The sequence below is a fragment of the Rubellimicrobium sp. CFH 75288 genome, assembly GCF_009904055.1.
In the GTDB taxonomy this organism is placed as follows: domain Bacteria; phylum Pseudomonadota; class Alphaproteobacteria; order Rhodobacterales; family Rhodobacteraceae; genus Rubellimicrobium.
Genome location: NZ_WYDP01000003.1, coordinates 82,616 through 101,930, shown reverse-complemented (window position 1 = coordinate 101,930; position 19,315 = coordinate 82,616). Strand labels below are relative to the sequence as shown.

The following is a 19,315-nucleotide window of genomic DNA, read 5'->3' as shown; positions in this document are numbered from 1 at the left end:
CGCCGCCCCGCCCCGCCCCTCCCATCCGGCCGGACCGGAAAGATGCCCATGCCCTCCCTCGACCTCCTGCCCGCCCTCGTGGGCTTCGCCTTCGCCATGTCGGTGACGCCGGGGCCCAACAACCTCATGCTGCTCGCCTCGGGGGCCAATTTCGGCCTGCGGCGCTCGGTGCCCCACCTGCTCGGCGTCTCGGTCGGCCACTCGCTCATGGTGCTGCTCCTCGGCCTCGGCCTCGCCGCGCTGTTCGAGCGCATCCCCGGCTTCAAGGCCGCGCTCGCCGTCGTTTCCGTCCTCTACCTGCTCTGGCTCGCGTGGAAGTTCGCCACGGCCGCGCCCAAGGCCGAGCACGCGCCCCGGACCGCCGGCCGCCCCCTCACCTTCCTGCAGGCCGCGGCCTTCCAGTGGGTCAACCCCAAGGGCTGGGCGATGGCACTGACCGCGCTTGCCGCCTACACGGCCGACGAGTCGCTCGCCGCCGTCCTGCTCGTGGCGGGGGTGTTCTTTCTGACCAACCTGCCCTGCATCACGCTCTGGGCGCTGGGGGGCCTCGGCTTGCGCCCGATCCTCTCCTCGCCCGGCCGGCTGCGGTGGTTCAACCGCGCCATGGCCGCGCTGATCGTGGCGACGCTCTGGCCGGTCCTCGCGAGCCTCTGACGCCCCTTAACGCGCGTTAACCCTTTTCCCCCTGCCGGATCAGCGGCTTGCCGCCCGCACGCAACGCGCGGTGCCCCAAGGTTTCGTTAACCTTTCCCGGCGATCCTGCCCCCGACAGCAGCAGCCAGGATCGCCCATGCCCCCGTCCCTGCCCCTCTCAGAACGGCACGTCCTCCGACCCGTCGGCGGCGGTGACGAATCGCGCGACCACCTTCTTGGGCCCGGCCTTCTCGAACGCCACGTCCAGCTTGTCGCCCTCGGCCCCCGTCACGCGGCCATAGCCGAACTTCTGGTGGAACACCCGCGCGCCGGGGGCAAAGACCGGCACGGCCGTGCCCTGGATGACCAGCCCCCGCGCCTCCGCCGGCTCGCGCCCCATCCGCGCCACCTGTCGCTCCTGCATCCGCCGCCAGCCGGGGCTCGCGTAGACGTCCGCCCGCGCCGCCCGCTCGTGGAGGGCCGATTCGGCCCCCATCCGCAGCACGGGCGAGGCGGCGAACCCCATCCCCGCCGCCCCGTAGGCTCCGCCATAGAGGCCCGGCGGCGTCAGCACCTCCACATGCTCGGCCGGCAGCTCGTCGATGAAGCGGCTGGGCATCTGGCTCTGCCACTGCCCGTGCACGCGCCGGTTGCCCGCAAAGGTGATCGTCGCCACCCGCTCGGCCCGCGTCAGCCCCACATAGGCCAGCCGCCGCTCCTCCTCGAGGCCCCTCAGCCCCCCCTCGTCCAGGCTGCGCTGGCTGGGGAACAGCCCCTCCTCCCAGCCGGGCAGGAACACCGCCGGAAACTCGAGGCCCTTGGCCGCGTGCAGCGTCATGATCGTGACCTTCTCCTCGCCGCCCTCGGCCTCGTTCTCCATGACCAGCGCAACATGTTCGAGGAATCCCTGCAGGCTGTCGAACCCCTCCAGCGCCTTGACCAGCTCCTTGAGGTTCTCGAGGCGTCCGGCCGCGTCCGGCGACTTCTCGGCCTGCCACATCGCGGTGTAGCCCGATTCGTCCAGGATCTGCTGCGCCAGCTCCACATGCGTGTCGGGCTCCTCGACGGCCTGCCGGTGCCAGCGGCCGACCGCCTCGACCAGCTCGCGCAGCGCCTGCCCGCCCCGGCCGGGGATCAGCCGCGTCTCCGCCGCGATCCGCGCGCCCTCCAGCAGCGAGACGCCGTTGCTCCGCGCCGCCACCTGGATCGTCTGCACCGCCTTGTCGCCCAGACCCCGCTTGGGGACGTTGACGATCCGCTCGAAGGCCAGGTCGTCGTCGGGGCTCACGACCAGCCGCAGATAGGCCAGCGCGTCCCGGATCTCCTGGCGCTCGTAGAAGCGCGGGCCGCCGATCACCCGGTAGGGCAGGCCGATGGTCAGGAACCGGTCCTCGAAGGCGCGCATCTGGTGGGACGCGCGCACCAGGATCGCCACTCCGTCGGGCCGGATCGGGTCCATCCCGCGCGTGCCCCGCGCCATGGCCTCGATCTCCTCGCCGATCCAGCGCGCCTCCTCCTCGGCGTCCCAGTGCCCGATCAGGCGGACCTTCTCGCCCTCGCCGATCTCGGTCCACAGCGTCTTGCCCAGCCGCCCCTGATTGGCCGAGATCAGCGCCGAGGCCGCGGCCAGGATATGCGGCGTCGAGCGGTAGTTCTGCTCCAGCCGGATCACGGTCGCGCCCGGAAAGTCCGTCTCGAAGCGCAGGATGTTGCCCACCTCCGCGCCGCGCCAGCCATAGATCGACTGGTCGTCGTCGCCCACGCAGCAGATGTTGCGGTGTCCGTCCGCCAGAAGGCGCAGCCAGACGTACTGGGCCACGTTGGTGTCCTGGTACTCGTCCACCAGGATGTAGCGGAACCAGCGCCGGTACTGCTCCAGCACGTCGTCATGCTCGCGGAAGATGCGGATGCAGTGCAGCAGCAGGTCGCCGAAATCCGCGGCATTGAGGTCGCGCAGCCGCGCCTGATAGGCCGCATAGAGGGACACGGCCCGCCCGTCGAACGCCCCGTGCTCGGCCGCGGGCACCGAGTCGGGCATCCAGGCGCGGTTCTTCCAGCCGTCGATGACATGCGCGAGCTGCCGCGCAGGCCAGCGCTTCTCGTCGATACCCGCGGCCTGGATCAGCTGGCGCAGCAGCCGCACCTGGTCGTCGGTGTCCAGGATGGTGAAGTTCGCCTTCAGCCCCGCCAGTTCCGCGTGCCGCCGCAGGAGCTTGACGCCGATGGCGTGGAACGTGCCCACCCAGGGCATCCCCTCCACCGCCCGGCCCAGCAGGCGCCCGATCCGGTCGCGCATCTCGCGCGCGGCCTTGTTGGTGAAGGTGACGGCCAGGATCTCGTTGGGCCGGGCGCGCCCCGCGGCCAGCAGATGCGCGATCCGGGCCGTCAGGGCCCGCGTCTTGCCCGTCCCGGCGCCGGCCAGCATCAGCACCGGCCCCTCCAGCGCCTCCACCGCGGCACGCTGGGCGGGGTTCAGCCCCTCGAGCCAGGGACCCGAGGGCGCGGGCGGGACGGCCGCGGCGCGGCGCGACAGCGGAAGGTCGGGTGACATGCTCATGGCCCCGCAGGATAGCCGCCCCCGCCGTGCAAGGAAAGCGCCCGTTCGCGATCCGTTCCGATCCGGACGGGACGCCGCGGCATGGCGGAGCGTCTGGACAGGCCCGCCACCCCTCGGAAACAAGGGATGTCCCCGCGCAGAAGGACCTGCCATGGACCTTGCCCTTGCCAGCGTCTTCTCCGAACTGGCCCTGCTCACGCTGCTGGCCTCCGTGGTGGGCTTCGCAGGCCTGCTCCTGCGCCAGCCGCTGGTGGTGGCCTTCATCGCGGTGGGCGTGCTCGCCGGGCCCGACGCGCTGGGCCTCGCCCGCTCGACCGAGCACATCGAGGTGCTGAGCCAGATCAGCATCGCGGTGCTGCTGTTCCTGGTCGGGCTGAAGCTCGATCTGGGTCTCGTGCGCAGCCTGGGCGCCGTGTCGGTCGCCACCGGCCTGGGACAGGTGGGCTTTACCGCCGCGATCGGCTTCGTCCTCTGCCTGCTCCTGGGGCTCGACCCGCTCACCTCGCTCTACGTCGCGGTGGCACTGACCTTTTCCTCCACGATCATCGTGGTCAAGCTCCTCTCGGACAAGCGCGAGATCGCCGCGCTGCACGGCAAGATCGCTCTGGGCTTCCTGATCGTGCAGGACATCGTCGTGGTTCTGGCGATGGTCACGCTCTCGGCCCTCGGCGTGGGCGCTGCGACCGGCGGCGGGGCCGAGGTGGCGCGGGTCCTCCTCGGTGGCCTCGGGATGCTGGGGGCCACGCTCCTGTTCGCGCGCTTTCTCGCCACGCCTGCGCTGACGGCGCTCGCGCGCTCGCCCGAGCTGATGGTGGTCTCGGCCGTGGGCTGGGCCGCAAGCCTCGCGGCGCTGGGGGACGCGGTCGGCTTCGGCAAGGAACTGGGGGGGCTCCTGGCCGGCGTGGCTCTCGCCTCCACACCCTTCCGCGACGCCATCGGCTCGCGCCTGGCGCCCTTGCGGGACTTCCTGCTGCTGTTCTTCTTTCTCGGGCTGGGCGCGCAGCTCGACCTCTCGGCCTTGGGGGCTCAGGTCGGACCGGCGCTGGTCCTGTCGGTCTTCGTTCTCGTGGGCAACCCGCTGATCGTCGTGGCGATCATGGGCTATATGGGCTATCGGCGCCGTACGGGCTTTCTCGCTGGCCTGACGGTCGCCCAGATTTCCGAATTCTCGCTCATCTTCATGGCGATGGGCCTCGCCCTCGGCCATGTCTCGCCCGATGCGATGGGCCTCGTCACGCTTGTCGGTCTCGTGACGATCGCGCTCTCGGTCTACATGATCACCTATTCCCACGCGCTCTACGACCGCATCGAGCCCCTCCTGCGGCCCTTCGAGCGGCGCGACCCCTTCCGGGAGCGCGACGTTCCCGAAGCGCCGCACGACCGGCCCTTCGACGTGATCCTGTTCGGGCTGGGCCGCTACGGCGCCGCCATCGGCGAGCGTCTGGAGGCGCACGGCTACCGCGTCCTCGGTGTCGATTTCGACCCCGAGGCGCTCCAGGCCTGGCGGGACAGGGGGCACGAGGGGGTGTTCGGCGACATCACCGACCCCGAGTTTCCGGCCCACCTGCCGCTGGCCCAGGCGCGTGCCGTCATCTCGGCCGTCCCGCGCACGGTCGGCCCGCTCACCGATGCCGATCCCCAGATGGTGCTCCTGCACGGCCTGCGCTCGGCCGCCTTCGGCGGCGAGGTGGTCCTCGGCGTGGACAGGGCCGAGGCGGCGGCGCCCCTCCTCGCCCGCGGCGCCACCCTCCTCCTTGAACCCTTCCGCGACGCGGCCGACTTCGCTGCTGCCCGGATCGAGGAGCGGATCGGTCCCCGGCCCGTTGCCGCAGCGGCCCTTGCGCCGCAGCGCGGCGAGCCTAATCTGCCCCCGACTTCCCGGGGGGCGCCATGACCGAATTCAGCAAGATCCTCATCGCCAACCGCGGCGAGATCGCCATCCGCGTCATGCGCGCCGCCAACGAGATGGGCAAGCGCACCGTCGCCGTCTATGCCGAGGAGGACAAGCTCGGCCTGCACCGCTTCAAGGCCGACGAGGCCTATCGCATCGGCGAAGGCCTGGGCCCCGTGGCCGCCTATCTCTCCATCCCCGAGATCATCCGCGTGGCCAAGATGTCGGGCGCGGACGCGATCCATCCCGGCTACGGCCTGCTGTCCGAGAACCCCGCGCTGGTGGATGCCTGCGAGGCTGAGGGGATCGTGTTCATCGGCCCCAGCGCCGCGACCATGCGCGCGCTGGGCGACAAGGCCTCGGCCCGCCGCGCGGCCATCGCGGCCGACGTGCCGGTGATCCCCGCGACCGAGGTGCTGGGCGAGGACATGGCCGAGGTCCGCCGCCAGGCGGCCGCTATCGGCTACCCCCTGATGCTCAAGGCATCCTGGGGGGGCGGCGGGCGCGGGATGCGCCCGATCCTCTCGGAGGACGAGCTCGAGGCCAAGGTCCGCGAGGGCCGGCGCGAGGCCGAGGCTGCGTTCGGCAACGGCGAGGGCTATCTCGAGAAGATGATCCCCCGCGCCCGCCACGTCGAGGTGCAGATCCTCGGCGACAAGACCGGAGAGGTCTGGCACCTGTGGGAGCGCGACTGCACCGTGCAGCGGCGCAACCAGAAGGTCGTCGAGCGCGCCCCCGCCCCCTATCTCTCGCCCGAACAGCGCGAGGAGGTCTGCGCCATGGCCGTGCGGCTCTGCCGCTCGGTCGGCTACGAATGCGCGGGCACCGTCGAATTCCTCCAGGACATGGACACGGGCGCCTTCTACTTCATCGAGGTCAACCCCCGCATCCAGGTCGAGCATACCGTCACCGAGGAGGTCACGGGCATCGACATCGTCCGCGCCCAGATCCTCATCGAGGAGGGCAAGACCCTGCCCGAGGCGACCGGCATCGCCCGGCAGCAGGACGTGCCGCTGCTCGGCCACGCGCTCCAGTGCCGCGTGACGACCGAGGACCCGACCAACAACTTCATCCCCGATTACGGCCGCATCCAGACCTACCGCTCGGCCACCGGCCCCGGCATCCGGCTCGACGGCGGCACGGCCTATTCGGGGGCGGTCATCACGCGCTTCTACGACTCGCTGCTCACCAAGGTCACCGCGCGCGCGCCCACGCCCGAGATGGCCATTGCCCGCATGGACCGCGCCCTGCGCGAGTTCCGCATCCGGGGCGTGAGCACCAACATCGACTTCGTGGTGAACCTGCTCAAGCACCCCACCTTCCTGTCGAACGAGTACACCACCAAGTTCATCGACACGACGCCCGAGCTGTTCCGCTTCGCCGCCCGCCGCGACCGCGCGAGCCGCCTTCTGACCTACATCGCCGACGTGACGGTGAACGGCCACCCCGAGACGGCGGGCCGCCCCCGTCCTCCGGCCGAGGCCCGGGCGCCCCGCCCGCCGGTCGAGACCCTGGGAACCTGGCAGGCGGGCACGCGCCAGCTTCTGGAGGAAAAGGGCCCGGGCGCGGTGGCCGAGTGGATGAAGGGCCAGACGCGCCTTCTCGTCACCGACACGACCATGCGCGACGGACACCAGTCGCTTCTGGCCACGCGGATGCGCTCGATCGACATGATCCGCGCCGCACCCGCCTATGCCGCCCTGCTGCCGGGGCTGTTCTCGGTGGAGTGCTGGGGGGGCGCCACCTTCGACGTGGCCTACCGCTTCCTGCAGGAATGCCCCTGGCAGAGGCTGCGCGACATCCGCGCGCGTCTACCCAACATCATGACGCAGATGCTGCTGCGCGCCTCGAACGGGGTGGGCTACACCAACTATCCCGACAATGTGGTGCGCGCCTTCGTCCACCAGGCGGCGCGGTCCGGCGTGGACGTGTTCCGCGTCTTCGACAGCCTCAACTGGGTCGAAAACATGCGCGTGGCCATGGATGCCGTCCTCGAGGCGGACAAGGTCTGCGAGGCGGCGATCTGCTACACGGGCGACATCCTCGACCCCGACCGGGCCAAGTACGACCTGAACTACTACATCCGCATGGCGCGCGAGCTCGAGGCGGCAGGGGCGCATGTCCTCGGGCTCAAGGACATGGCGGGCCTGCTCAAGCCGCCCGCGGCACGCGTGCTGTTCCGCGCGCTGAAGGCCGAGGTGGGCCTGCCCATCCACTTCCACACCCACGACACGTCCGGGGCCGCGATCGCGACCGTTCTCGCCGCGGCCGAGGCGGGGGTGGAGGCGGTGGACGCCGCGATGGACTCGCTGTCGGGCAACACCTCGCAACCCTGTCTCGGCTCGCTGGTGGAGGCGCTCCGGCGCACCGAGCGCGACACCGGCCTCGACATCGCCGCCATCCGCACGATCAGCAACTACTGGGAGGCGGTGCGCGGCCAGTACGCCGCCTTCGAGGCGGGCCTCCAGGCCCCTGCCTCCGAGGTCTATCTCCACGAGATGCCGGGCGGGCAGTTCACCAACCTCAAGGCCCAGGCGCGCTCGCTCGGCCTCGAGGAGCGCTGGCACGAGGTGGCGCAGGCCTATGCGGACGCCAACATGATGTTCGGCGACATCGTGAAGGTCACGCCCTCCTCCAAGGTCGTGGGGGACATGGCGCTGATGATGGTGGCGCAGGGCCTCACGCGCGAGCAGGTCGAGGACCCGGCAGTGGAGGTGGCCTTTCCCGACTCGGTCGTGGACATGATGCGCGGCAATCTGGGTCAGCCCCCCGGCGGCTGGCCCGAAGGAATCCGGCGCAAGGTGCTGAAGGGCGAGGTGCCCGACGACGGACGGCCGGGCGCGCGCCTGCCGCCGGTGGATCTCGAGGCGGAGCGCGCCAAGCTCTCGGCCGAACTGGGCGGCGAGGAGGTGGACGACGAGGATCTCAACGGATACCTGATGTATCCCAAGGTCTTCCTCGACTACCGGGCGCGTCACAAGACCTACGGGCCCGTGCGGACGCTGCCCACCCGCACCTTCTTCTACGGCATGGAGCCGGGCGAGGAGATCAGCGTCGAGATCGACCCGGGCAAGACGCTCGAGATCCGCCTGCAGGCCGTGGGCGAGACCAACGCCGAGGGCGAGGTGCGGGTGTTCTTCGAACTGAACGGCCAGCCGCGGACGGTGCGCGTGCCGGATCGCAAGGCCGCGGCGCTGTCCTCGCGCAGACCGAAGGCCGAAGCCGGCAACCCCGCCCATGTCGGCGCCCCGATGCCCGGCGTCGTGTCCACCGTGGCCGCCCAGCCGGGCAAGCCGGTGCAGCCGGGGGACCTTCTGCTGACCATCGAGGCGATGAAGATGGAAACCGGCATCCATGCCGACCGGGCCGGCACCGTGCGCGCCGTCCATGTCCGGCCCGGCGAACAGATCGACGCCAAGGACCTGCTGGTGGAGATCGAGGGCTGACGGAGGAGGGCTTGCCGACCGTGGGGTTCCGAATGGCGCAAGGTCCGCGCAGGAGGGAGAGCCACCCCCCTTGCGGCCGCCCGCAGCTCCGGCTAGATAGCCCTCCACGGAGCGGGCGGGTGTAGCTCAGGGGTAGAGCACAACCTTGCCAAGGTTGGGGTCGAGGGTTCGAATCCCTTCGCCCGCTCCAATCGCCCCGCAGCCCCTTGCGCCCACGTCCGGGCAATGCTTGACCCGCATCCGCGAAACGGGGGGGATGCGATGGCGGGCGAGCGGATCCTGGCCTTTGACCTCGGGACATCGGCCCTGAAATGGGGGCTGTTCGAACCCGACGGCCGGCTTGTGACGGGGGCCACGCTTCCCCTGACCTTGCACCGTCGCCTGGGCGGCGTGGTCGAGCAGGACGCGGACGAGTGGCGCCGGGCGATGGAGACCGCCTTTGCGGGCCTGCGCGCCCAGGGGCTGCTCGGCGACGTGGCGGCCATCGGGATCACCTCGCAGGTCAACACCCATGTCTTCGTGGATCGGCACGGACGGGCTCTGGCGCCGGCCATCCTGTGGCAGGATACCCGCGCCGCAGAGGAGGCGGCCTCGCTGGATGCCCGGATCGCCCGGGAGGATCGGGTGCGGTGGTGGGGCACGCCGATGGGAATCGATGCCAGCCATGCCTTGGCCCGCATGGCTTGGGTGGGACGGCACCAGCCGGAGATCTGGGATCGGACCGCCTCGGTGCTGCTGCCCAAGGATGTCCTTCTGCTGGCCCTGACGGGAGAACGGCTGAGCGATCCGTTCTCCCATATCGGGCTCGTCGGCAGCGACCTGCGCTATCCGGACGACCTTCTCGCCCTGGTGCCGGGCGCTTCCGAACGCCTGCCGCCGCTGCGGAGCCCGGAGGCCGTGGCCGGAGAAGCGCGGCTCGACGGCCGCTCGGTTCCCGTGGCGGTCGGGATCATGGATGCCTGGGCCGGTTTTCTGGGGGCGGGCCTGAGCGAGGACGGCGACGCGCTCTGGCTCTCGGGCACGAGCGAAGTGCTCGCCGCCGCCGCCGACACGCCGAGCGGCGAGGCGGGAATCCTCGTCTTTCCGCCGCTCTGGGGGCTTCGCGTCCATGCTGGTCCGACGCAATCCGGGGGGGCGTCGCTCCTGTGGCTCTCGCGGGTGCTGGAGTCCTCGCCCGACGCCCTCATCGCGTCGGTGGAAGCGGCAGGACCGGACCTTGCGGCACCCCTGTTTCTGCCGCACCTGGCCGGCGAGCGGGCGCCGCTCTGGGATCCGGAGGCGCGCGGGGCCTTTCTGGGGCTGGACGCTGGGACGGGCCGCGAAGCCCTCGTGCTCGGCGTCATGATCGGAGTCGCACTCTCGGCCCGGCTGCTGGTCGAGGCCCTCGACCGCTCGACCGGCCGGCGGGCGGAGACCCTCCTCTGCGGGGGCGGAGGTTTCCGGTCGGATGTCTGGGCACAGGTCCGCGCGGACGTGATGGGTCGGTCCCTGCGTCGGGCGGCGGTCGCGGATACAGGACTGACGGGCGCGGCCGTCCTGGCGGCCGTCGCGGCGGGCCTGCGCCCGGGCGTCCGGGAGGGCGTGCGCGATCTGGTGCGATGGGACCGGACCTTCGAGCCCGATCCCATCCGGGCGGCGCGTCACGCCGAACTGTTCGACCTCTACAGGCCCGCCTGGGAGGCATTGCGGCCGCTGAACAAGGTCCTGTCGCGGCGCACGCTCTGAAGGTCTGGCCTTTCCTTGCAAAGCCCCGCTACAGTCCGCGCGCCGGCCGGGGGGGCCGTGCGGACGGGAGGGGAGAAGATGACGTCACATCGGTGGACTGGCTGGACCCTGGCGGCGGCTCTGGCAGCAGGCGCGTCGGCCGCGACGGCGCAGGAGCGCGTGACGGTCATCACACCCTATCTGGCGCAGCCGGGCACGCAATTCTATCTCGACGGCTTCCGGGCCGAGGCCGAGGCACGTGGCTGGCAGGTGAATGTGGTGGACACCGCCGGCGACATCGCGGCCGTCGTGTCGCGGCTGGAGGATGCCGCGACCCAGGGCGTCGATGCGATCGTCATCAATGTCGATCCCGCGCAGGTCGAGGCGGGACTGATCGAGGCGCAGGCCGCCGGCATTCCGGTCATCGGCATGGATGCGGGCGCCCACCCGCTGCTCGCCACCAACGTGACCTCCAACGGCTACGCCATGGCCGCGGAGACGGCCGCCTATGTGGTCAACCGGCTGAATGGATCGGGCCGCGTGGTCATGTTCGTCTTCGACCCCTTCCCGCCTGTCCAGCAGAGGGGTGTGATCGCCGACGCCATCTTCGCCAATCATCCCGACATCGAGGTGATCGACCGCGTCACGCCGGACGTTCAGGACGGCGGGATCGCCGACAGCCGCGCGCGCATGGAAGCCATTCTGGCCGCCAACCCGGAGCCCGGGTCCATCGACGCGGTCTGGGCGGCCTGGGACCAGCCGGCGCTTGGGGCGCTCCAGGCCATCGAGGATGCCGGCCGCGCCGACGAAGGGATCGTCATCACCGGCATCGACGCCAATCCGCAGGCGCGCGAGGCGATCGCCGCCGGGGGTCCCTTCGAGGCCTCCGTCGCGCAGGACTTCGAGGGGATCGGCCGGGCGGTGGCGGACGCGACCGCGCGCCTGCTCGCGGGGGAGGATCTGCGCGAGAAGGTGATCTTCGTTCCGGCCAGGCTCGTCACCCAGGCCAACGCGGCCGAATGATAACCATGGCGGAGCGCCGCCGGCGCTCCGACCTCCAAGTCGTCGCATGTCGCTGCTCTCCATCCGCGGCCTTCGCAAGGCCTATGGCAGTGCCCCCGTGCTGCGGGAGGCGTCGCTCGAGTTGCGCTCCGGAGAGATCCACGCGCTGATGGGGGAGAACGGCGCCGGCAAGAGCACGCTCATCCGGATCCTTGCGGGCGTGACGCCCGCCGATGCCCAGGAGGTCCTGCTCGACGGCACGCCTGTTCCGCTCGACACGCCGGCTGACGCGCAGCGCGCGGGATTGCGGTTCGTCCACCAGGAACTCAACATCGTGCCAACCCTCAGCGTGGCCGAGAACGTCATGCTGGGCCGCTCCTCGCCCCGCCGGTTCGGGGCGCTGATCGACTGGAAGCGGCTCGAGGAGCAGGCGGCCGAGGCGCTCCGCCGCTTCGGCGCCGCACATATCGACCCGCGCATCCAGGCCGGCCGGCTTCCGACTGGCGACCGGATGCTGATCCGGCTGGCCGCTCTCCTCGTGGCTGCCGACTCACCGCCCCGGTTCTACGTGCTGGACGAGCCGACAGCCGCCCTGACCCAGCGCGAGGCCGAGCGCCTCTTCGCGATCCTGAAGGATCTGTGCGACCGCGGCGCGGGCGTCCTGTACGTGTCCCACCGCCTCGACGAGGTGATGGCCCTGGCCGATCGCGTGACCGTGCTGCGGGACGGCCGCACGGTTCTGGCCGCCCCCATGCCGCAGGTCGCGCGCGCCGACATCATCCGGGCCATGACGGGGCGCGAGATTCCGCAGGACGAGGTCGGCCGCCCGCCTTCCACCGGGACCCGGACCGTGCTCCGTCTAGCAGGGGCGACGACGGATCGCCTGTCCGATCTGACCCTGACGTTGCAGGCGGGGGAGGTGCTGGGCGTGGTGGGCCTGGAGGGAGCGGGGCAGTCCGACCTGCTGCATCTGCTCCTCGGCGAGGGCCGACTCCTGCACGGGGAGGCGATCCTGCTGGGGCGGTGCCTGCCCCGGACGCCGTCCGAAGCGTGGGCCAGAGGCATCGCCTATGTTCCGCGGGACCGGCGACAGCAGGGACTGATGCCTGGCCGGTCGATCGTCGCCAACATGGTGCTGCCGCATCTGGCGCGGCTGTCGCTCGCCGGATTGTCCCGGCCACGCCTGGAGATGCGGCGGACCTCTGCCATGAGGGAGGCGCTGCGGCTGCGCTGCGCCTCGCTGTCTCAGCCGGTCCGGGCGCTCTCGGGCGGCAACCAGCAGAAGGTGGTGCTGGGACGCGCGATCATGGCCCAACCCCGGCTCCTGCTGCTCGACGAGCCGACGCGCGGTGTCGATGTCGGTGCGCGAGAGGACATTTACGCCGCAATCCGCAGCCTGACCCGCAACGGCGCTGCGGCCCTCCTCGCCTCCTCGGACCTGTCCGAGGTCCTCTCCCTGTCCGATCGTATCCTCGTGCTGCGCGGCGGCCGGCAGACGGCGCTGGTCTCCGCCACCGGTCTCCAACGCGCCGACCTCCTGTCGCTGATCTTCGGCGAGGACCCGGAGCCCGCCGCCGCATGACCGCTTCGCTGCGCCGCTATGCGACTCTTCTGGGGTTCGCGGCCATCCTCGTCGGCTTCTCCGTGGCGCTGCCGGGGACCTTCCCCACCGCTCGCAACCTCCTCAACATCACGCAGCAGGTCTCGATGCTTGCCGTGGTGGCCTTTGCGATGACCGCCGTAATGGCGATGGGCGATTTCGACCTGTCGGTGGGGGCAATGGCGTCGCTCGCGGGAGTGGTCGCGGCGAGCCTCTTTGCGGCGGGTTGGTCCATCCCGGCAGGGATTGCCGCCGCCCTGGCGGTCGGGCTGGCAGGCGGCGTCGTCAACGGGGTCCTGGTGGCCTATCTGGGAATCCTCCCCTTTGTCGCGACGCTCGGAACGCTGACGATCTTTTCCGGGTCGTCCTTTCTGGTGAGCGGGGGCCGGACGATCTTCGGCGGGGCCATTCCGGCGGGCTTTGGCGCGTTCGCCCGCGGGGGCGTGGAGATCGTGGGGCTGCGGATCCCCAATCTGACGCTGGTGGCCCTGGCCGTTCTCCTCGTGCTGTGGGTGCTGCTCGAGCACACGAGCTACGGCCGCAGGCTTTATGCGATCGGCGGCAATGCGGAGGCCGCGCGTCTGGCGGGGATCAGGGTCCGGCCCTTGAGGGCGTCCGCCTTCGCCATCACAGGCCTCGGGGCGGCAATGGCCGGGCTGATGTATGCCAGCCGGGTTGCTTCGGCCAACCCGACACAGGGCGACGGACTGATGCTCGACGCGATCGCTGCCGTGTTTCTCGGCATGACGATGAGCGAGGAGTCCGAACCGCGGATCTTCGGGACGCTGGTGGGCGTGCTGATCCTGGCCACGCTCAACAACGGGCTGACCCAGCTGGCGGTGGACAGCTACGTCCGTCAGATTCTCGTGGGGGCCATCATCCTGGCCGCCGTGGCATCCTCGCGACTCGGGCTCAGCCGCGGCTAGGGCGGGCGGGTCAGTCCGACCGCTCGGGCGCGCAGCCGCGCCACCAGCGGCGCATGACGCTCGGGCGGCAGGGCGATACCGGAAATCCAGGCGAAGAGGTCCGCGTCGCTTTCCTCCAGAAGCGCCTCGAACGCATCGAGGGTCGGTCCGTCGAGCGTGTCGAGTTCGGCATCGGCGAAGTCGCGCAGGATCAGGTCCATCTCGCGCATCCCGCGCCACATCGACCTGTGCCTGAGGCGGCCGAGCCGCGCCGCGTCGCTTTCGCCCATCTCCTGTCCCTCCACCGCTTGCCCGCCGCCGCGCCGCAGCCCAGACTGCGCGGCGATCCCGGAGATGCCATGACCTTCCTTTCCGCTGCCCTCGACCGCGTCAAGCCATCCGCCACCATCGCCATGACAGCCCGGGCGGCGGCCCTGCGGGCCGAAGGTCGGGACGTGATCGGCCTGGCCGCGGGCGAGCCCGACTTCGACACGCCCGATCACATCCGCGACGCCGGCATGGCAGCCATCCGGTCGGGGCGGACGCGCTATACCGGTGTGGACGGCATGCCGGAGCTGAAACGGGCGATCGCAAACAAGTTCCGTCGCGACAACAACCTCCGCTACGATCCGGGCGAGATCACGGTCGGCAGCGGCGGCAAGCAGGTCCTGTTCAACGCGCTGGTCGCCACCCTCGATCCGGGGGACGAGGTGGTGATCCCGGCCCCCTACTGGACGAGCTATCCCGACATGGTCCGCCTGGCTGGCGGAACGGCCGTGATGGTCGAGACGAGACCCGAGCAGGGTTTCCGGATGGGCGCCGACGAACTCGACGCGGCGATCACCGATCGGACCAAGTGGGTGATCCTCAACTCGCCCTCCAACCCGACCGGTGCGGCGTATGGCGACGGGGATCTGGCCAGACTGGCGACCGTGCTGCTGCGGCACCCGCATGTCTGGGTCCTGTCGGACGACATCTACGAGCATCTGCTGTTCGACGATCGCCGCTTTGCCACGATGGCGGCCGTGGAGCCCCGCCTCCGGGAGCGGACGCTGACCGTCAACGGGGTGAGCAAGGCCTATGCCATGACTGGCTGGCGGATCGGCTACGGAGGCGGCCCGGAGACCCTGATCCGGGCCATGGCCAAGGTCCAGTCGCAGAGCACCTCCAATCCCTGCTCGATCAGCCAATGGGCAGCCGTCGCGGCACTGGACGGGCCGCAGGACTTCATCGACTCGAGCCGGAAGGCATTCCAGCGGCGCCGCGACCTCGTGGTGGAGCGCCTCGGACGCATGCACGGGCTGACCTGTCCCAGACCGGACGGGGCGTTCTACGTCTATCCGTCCATCGAAGGCTGCCTCGGACTGACCAGTGCGGAGGGTCGTGCCATCAGGACCGACGTCGAGTTCTGCGAGGCGCTTCTGGAGGAGACCGGCGTGGCCGTCGTGCCGGGGGCGGCCTTCGGGCGATCACCGGCCTTCCGGCTGAGCTACGCGACCGACGAGGACACGCTGGTGGCCGCCTGCGAACGGATCGGCGCCTTCTGCGAGGGTTTGCGATGACGGATCTGCTGCCACCCTACTACTTCCGCATCAAGGAGAACGGAGCGGCCGTGTTCCGGGTCGACACCGAGAACCGCCAGCGACGGATCGACATGGACCTGATTGCCATCGTCAACGTGCGCAACGGCAATGTCCGTCCGAACGGCGAGCGCACGCTGAGCGAGGAGGACCATGCGGCGATCGCCGAGTGGCTGCGCTCCCGCCGGGCCCTTCTGGCGCGGCGCGAGGTGGACGACATCCACCGCACGATCGACCAGCTGAACCTGACGGCCCAGTGGGCCCAGTCGCAGGCCACAGACGCGCAGCTCGACTCCGTGACGGATGCCCTGCTGCTGGCCATGCACGACCTGCGGACGGTGCTGGTCCGGCGCAAGGCCGAGCGTCTGATGCGCGGATCGGCCGACGCCGCCGAATAGGCCCTCATCGCGCCCGGCGGCGCAGCCACAGCGCACGGCCGACGCGATAGACATACACGACGGCGGCGACGAACAGGACAAGAGCCGCGAAGGGGTCTACATAATCCTCGACCAGCGCGTACTGGGACCCGAGCAGCCATCCAGCCACGGCCAGCCCCGCCGTCCAGATCGACGCGCCTGCTGCGGTGTAGAGCAGAAACGGCAGCAGGGGCATCGCGACGATCCCGGCAGGGATGGAGATGAGCGTCCTCACGGTCGGCACCATCCGTCCCAGGAACACGGCTGCGGCGCCGTATCGGCGGAACCAGAGAACGGCGCGTCGGGCCTCATCGGGGGTGATGGTCAGAAGGAAACCCCAACGGTCCACGAACCGCATGAAGCGCAGCTCGCCCCAGCTCCGCGCCAGACCATACCAGAACAGCGCACCCAGCACCGCCCCGAAGGTCCCGGCGACAATGACGGCCACCAGCCCCATCGCCCCGGTCGCGGCCAGGTATCCGGCCAGCGGCATCACCAGTTCGGACGGGATGGGCGGAAACAGGTTCTCGAGCAGCATGAGACCGGCCACCGCCAACAGGCCGCCCTGCTCCATCCAGTTCGTGATGAAGTCGAACATCAGACTCGTCCTTCCGGAAGACGGGACAGCGCGGCAAATCGCAGCAGAAGCAGAACCGATGCCGCGACAAGACCGATGACGAGACCGAGCCAGACCCCGATCTCGGCCAGATCGGCGACGAAGCCCAGAACATAGGCCGCAGTCAGCCCGATGCCCCAGTAGCTGAGCGCGGCGATCGCCAGGGGGATGGCGGTGTCCTGGATGCCGCGCAGCAGGCCCATGGCGACGATCTGCGCCCCATCGAAGAGCTGGAACAGGGCGGCAAAGGCCAGAAGCATGGCGCCCACCGCGATCACCTCCGCCCGGGCCGGATCGTCCGGTCGCACGAACAGCCCGATGAGGTCACGGGGCCAGAGCAGGAACAGCGCGCTCGTCAGAAGGGCGAAGGCGCCCGACAGGGTCACCGCCGCCACGGCGCCCTGGCGCATCCCGACCCGGTCGCTGCGTCCCACGGCCTGCCCGGTCCGCACGGTGGCCGCCTGAGACAACCCCAGATGCACCATGAAGGCGAGCGAGGCGAGCTGCATCGCGATCCCGTGCGCGGCGAGCTGGACCGGCCCGATCCAGCCCACCATGGCCGCCGAACTGGCGAAGAGCCCGACCTCGGCCAGAAGCTGCCCGCCGATGGGCCAGCCGATGCGCGCGACCCGCAGCAGGATCGGCCAGTCGGGCCGCCAGAGCCGCTGCAGCAGGCGATAATGGGGCAGCCGCCAGACGCCGTAGGCGAGGAGCGCGACCGCCCCGGCCAGGTTTGTGAGGAGCGCGGCCCAGCCCGCGCCGGCGATCCCCATCCGCGGCAGACCCCAGGCTCCGAAGATCAGGGCATACGCCCAGATCGCGTTGAGCACCGCCATGGCGACAGTCACCCAGAGGAGCACGGAGGTGCGCTCGAGCGCGGACAGGAACGACCGCATCACCGCGATCACGAGAGCCGGCAGCAGGGCCCAACCCCCGATGCGCAGGTAGAGGCCGGCCTCGGCCGCAACCGCCGGGTCCTGACCGATTAGCAGAAAGAACGGCTCCGCCAGCAGAAGAACAGGGATGGCCAGCGCGCAATAGCCGAGCGACAGCCACAGCCCCATCCGGGTCACGCGGCGGACATCGCCCTCGCGGCCCTCGATGGCAGCGGTGGCCACCAGCGGCATCACCGCGATCGCGAAGCCCGAGCCGGTCAGAAACACGATGAAGAACAGCGAATGCGCGAGGACCATCCCGGCCAGTCCCACGACATCGTACCACCCCATGAGGACGATGTCGGTGATCCCGATGGCAAACCCTGCAAGGTTCGACAGGATCAGCGGCCCTGCCAGCCCCATCAGGGCGCGGGCATGTCCCCCGAAGCCGACGGCCGGGGCCCGGTCGGGGGCGAGCGTGCTGGTCATGCCGCCCGACATAGACGCAGCGGAGCCCCGGGTCCAGAGCGGCTCAGACGGCCTGGCGCAGAAGAGCGACCGCGATGGCGAGGACGAGCAATCCTGCCAGCATCTCGGCCACACCCAGCACCCGTGCGGCGCCGGGGCCGCGGACAACGTGGAGGAAGGCCCCCTCGCGAATGGCCGCCGCACCTGCCGCAATGGCCACGGTGACCGTGGCCGTCCCCAGTGCCATCGCAAAGGCTCCGCCGATCCCGGCGGCGAAGATCCCCATGCGCCAGGTCAGAACCAGAAGGAACAGGGCGCCGGTGCAGGGCCGGGCCGCCACGGCCCCGACGACCGCCAGCGCCTCCTTCCAGTTGGTCGCCCTCATGACCTGCTCGGCACTGGGGCCATGGGCATGCCCGCAACTCGCGCAGACATGAGGTCCGTGATGATGGTGCGACCCTCCGGAGGCGCGGTGTGCGGCACGATGGGAGGGTGCGGCCAGCCGGTGCAGCCCGCGCCCCCCGCGCCACAGCAGCCACAGGCCGACTCCGCCGATCAGGAAGGCGCTCAGGATCGTCAGACCGTGATCGGCAAAGAGCTGCATCCGGTCCTGCGTCCAGCCGAGCAGGAGCACACCCGCCCCGACCAGGGCCACGGCCGTGACCGCCTGCGCCATCGACGAGGCCAGAGCTAGGGCGACAAGGCGCCCCGCAGGAATGCGGCGGCCCAGTCCCATGGCGCCGATCACGAACTTGCCGTGCCCCGGCCCCGCGGCATGAAGGAACCCGTATCCGAAGCAGAGACCCCAGAGTGTCAGGAGCGCACCCGCCTCGCCCGCCCGCAGGCCGCGCAACGCGAATGCCATCGCCTCCTGCACCTCGCGCTGCGCCTGTGCCGCCCGGAAGGCGAGCCGGTCCGCACCGCCCAGCCCCCACAGCCAGACAGCCGCCGCGAGCGCCGCGAGGGCGAGGAACACCGTCAAGCCCCGCACAGGATTTCCACCCGATCAGCAAAGGCATAGCCGACAGGCGGCAGCGTCACCTCCGGCGGAGCATTGGCGATGTCGAGGCCCTGCCAGAGGCGGTCGATCTCCGCCTGGGCGGCGAGAGGATCGGCAGGGACGTGGCGCATCGCGCAACCCTCTGCCCCATGCAGGATCACCTCGGGATGAACGGTATACGAGACGTAGTAGTAGGGATCGAAGTTCTCGATCGTCACGGGCAGATCGGCCAGAAGCGGGGCGGCCAGAGGTCGCAGATGCGTCTCGACCATCCGGCCATCGACGAAGTCCAGCCGGTGATCCTGCCGGGGGCCGAGGGCGACCTCCTCGCCGCCGCGGCTGACCACCAGATCCCCTCCGAACTCGGGCGGCCAGTCGAGGATCGTGGCGGCAAGCATGTCCAGTTCCGTCGCCGTCAGAACACCGTCGCCGTCGGGATCGAGCCCGAGATCCTCCGTCAGCATGAGGGAAAAGAAGGCGTCATAGGTCCAGGTGAGCCGTACTGCCGTCACGGCACCGTCCCGCAGGACGACCTCCATCCGGCTGTCCACGAAGACATGAGGGTGAGCCGTCGCTGCCACCGGCAGCAGGACCAGAAGGGCGGACCAAGCTCTCATGTCCC

15 protein-coding genes and 1 tRNA gene are annotated in these 19,315 nt (G+C 70.5%); 10 read left to right on the top strand and 6 right to left on the bottom strand.

Going from position 1 to position 19,315, the window contains the following annotated elements:
- Nucleotides 1-42 precede the first annotated feature (42 nt).
- Nucleotides 43-654, top strand: a complete 612-nt coding sequence (locus GT358_RS03775) for a LysE family translocator (protein ID WP_371416212.1) — start codon at nucleotides 43-45, stop codon at nucleotides 652-654.
- A 157-nt stretch (nucleotides 655-811) separates the two neighbouring features.
- Here the strand turns inward: GT358_RS03775 and GT358_RS03770 are convergent, their stop codons facing one another.
- On the bottom strand, nucleotides 812-3,184 hold the full coding sequence (locus tag GT358_RS03770; protein WP_243730700.1) for an ATP-dependent helicase: 2,373 nt from the start codon (nucleotides 3,182-3,184) through the stop codon (nucleotides 812-814).
- A gap of 157 nt (nucleotides 3,185-3,341) precedes the next feature.
- Between GT358_RS03770 and GT358_RS03765 the strand changes: the two genes are divergently transcribed.
- The 7 genes from GT358_RS03765 (at nucleotide 3,342) to GT358_RS03735 (ending at nucleotide 13,759) form a co-directional block, all read left to right on the top strand.
- Nucleotides 3,342-5,084: a cation:proton antiporter gene (locus tag GT358_RS03765; RefSeq protein ID WP_166581254.1), complete on the top strand. Its 1,743-nt coding sequence runs from the start codon at nucleotides 3,342-3,344 to the stop codon at nucleotides 5,082-5,084.
- The gene (gene pyc / locus GT358_RS03760; protein WP_166581253.1) at nucleotides 5,081-8,527 is read left to right on the top strand and encodes a pyruvate carboxylase; all 3,447 of its coding nucleotides are present in this window, start codon (nucleotides 5,081-5,083) and stop codon (nucleotides 8,525-8,527) included. The genes GT358_RS03765 and pyc overlap by 4 nt, the downstream gene beginning before the upstream one ends.
- A gap of 115 nt (nucleotides 8,528-8,642) precedes the next feature.
- Nucleotides 8,643-8,717 (top strand) — tRNA-Gly (locus GT358_RS03755).
- A 71-nt stretch (nucleotides 8,718-8,788) separates the two neighbouring features.
- A complete protein-coding gene (locus GT358_RS03750; protein ID WP_166581252.1) occupies nucleotides 8,789-10,252 on the top strand; it encodes an FGGY-family carbohydrate kinase in 1,464 nt (487 codons plus the stop codon).
- A 78-nt stretch (nucleotides 10,253-10,330) separates the two neighbouring features.
- Nucleotides 10,331-11,254 carry a substrate-binding domain-containing protein gene (locus GT358_RS03745; protein ID WP_166581251.1) on the top strand — a complete coding sequence of 308 codons (924 nt, stop codon included), beginning with the start codon at nucleotides 10,331-10,333 and terminating at the stop codon, nucleotides 11,252-11,254.
- Nucleotides 11,255-11,300: 46 nt separating this feature from the next.
- Complete coding sequence (locus GT358_RS03740) at nucleotides 11,301-12,815, top strand: sugar ABC transporter ATP-binding protein (protein WP_166581250.1); 1,515 nt, start codon at nucleotides 11,301-11,303, stop codon at nucleotides 12,813-12,815.
- A complete protein-coding gene (locus tag GT358_RS03735; protein ID WP_166581249.1) occupies nucleotides 12,812-13,759 on the top strand; it encodes an ABC transporter permease in 948 nt (315 codons plus the stop codon). The genes GT358_RS03740 and GT358_RS03735 overlap by 4 nt, the downstream gene beginning before the upstream one ends.
- Here GT358_RS03735 and GT358_RS03730 read toward each other — a convergent pair.
- Nucleotides 13,756-14,028, bottom strand: coding sequence for a succinate dehydrogenase assembly factor 2 (locus GT358_RS03730; RefSeq protein WP_166581248.1), 273 nt, complete (start codon nucleotides 14,026-14,028; stop codon nucleotides 13,756-13,758). The two genes, GT358_RS03735 and GT358_RS03730, sit on opposite strands and share 4 nt — an antisense overlap.
- Before the next feature lie 69 nt (nucleotides 14,029-14,097).
- Between GT358_RS03730 and GT358_RS03725 the strand changes: the two genes are divergently transcribed.
- The gene (locus GT358_RS03725; protein WP_166581247.1) at nucleotides 14,098-15,300 is read left to right on the top strand and encodes a pyridoxal phosphate-dependent aminotransferase; all 1,203 of its coding nucleotides are present in this window, start codon (nucleotides 14,098-14,100) and stop codon (nucleotides 15,298-15,300) included.
- Complete coding sequence (locus tag GT358_RS03720) at nucleotides 15,297-15,716, top strand: hypothetical protein (RefSeq protein WP_166581246.1); 420 nt, start codon at nucleotides 15,297-15,299, stop codon at nucleotides 15,714-15,716. The genes GT358_RS03725 and GT358_RS03720 overlap by 4 nt, the downstream gene beginning before the upstream one ends.
- Before the next feature lie 4 nt (nucleotides 15,717-15,720).
- On the opposite strand, the gene GT358_RS03715 is transcribed toward GT358_RS03720, so the two are convergent.
- From GT358_RS03715 to GT358_RS03700, 4 genes are read right to left on the bottom strand one after another with little or no spacing between them, the layout of a single operon-like run.
- Nucleotides 15,721-16,332 carry a DedA family protein gene (locus tag GT358_RS03715; protein WP_166581245.1) on the bottom strand — a complete coding sequence of 204 codons (612 nt, stop codon included), beginning with the start codon at nucleotides 16,330-16,332 and terminating at the stop codon, nucleotides 15,721-15,723.
- Nucleotides 16,332-17,714, bottom strand: a complete 1,383-nt coding sequence (locus GT358_RS03710) for an MATE family efflux transporter (RefSeq protein ID WP_166581244.1) — start codon at nucleotides 17,712-17,714, stop codon at nucleotides 16,332-16,334. The genes GT358_RS03715 and GT358_RS03710 overlap by 1 nt, the downstream gene beginning before the upstream one ends.
- 43 nt (nucleotides 17,715-17,757) lie before the next feature.
- A complete protein-coding gene (locus tag GT358_RS03705) occupies nucleotides 17,758-18,669 on the bottom strand; it encodes a nickel/cobalt transporter (protein ID WP_371416211.1) in 912 nt (303 codons plus the stop codon).
- Nucleotides 18,670-18,671: 2 nt separating this feature from the next.
- Nucleotides 18,672-19,310 (bottom strand): DUF1007 family protein, encoded by a 639-nt coding sequence (locus GT358_RS03700; protein WP_166581243.1) that lies wholly within the window; start codon nucleotides 19,308-19,310, stop codon nucleotides 18,672-18,674.
- Nucleotides 19,311-19,315: the final 5 nt, after the last annotated feature.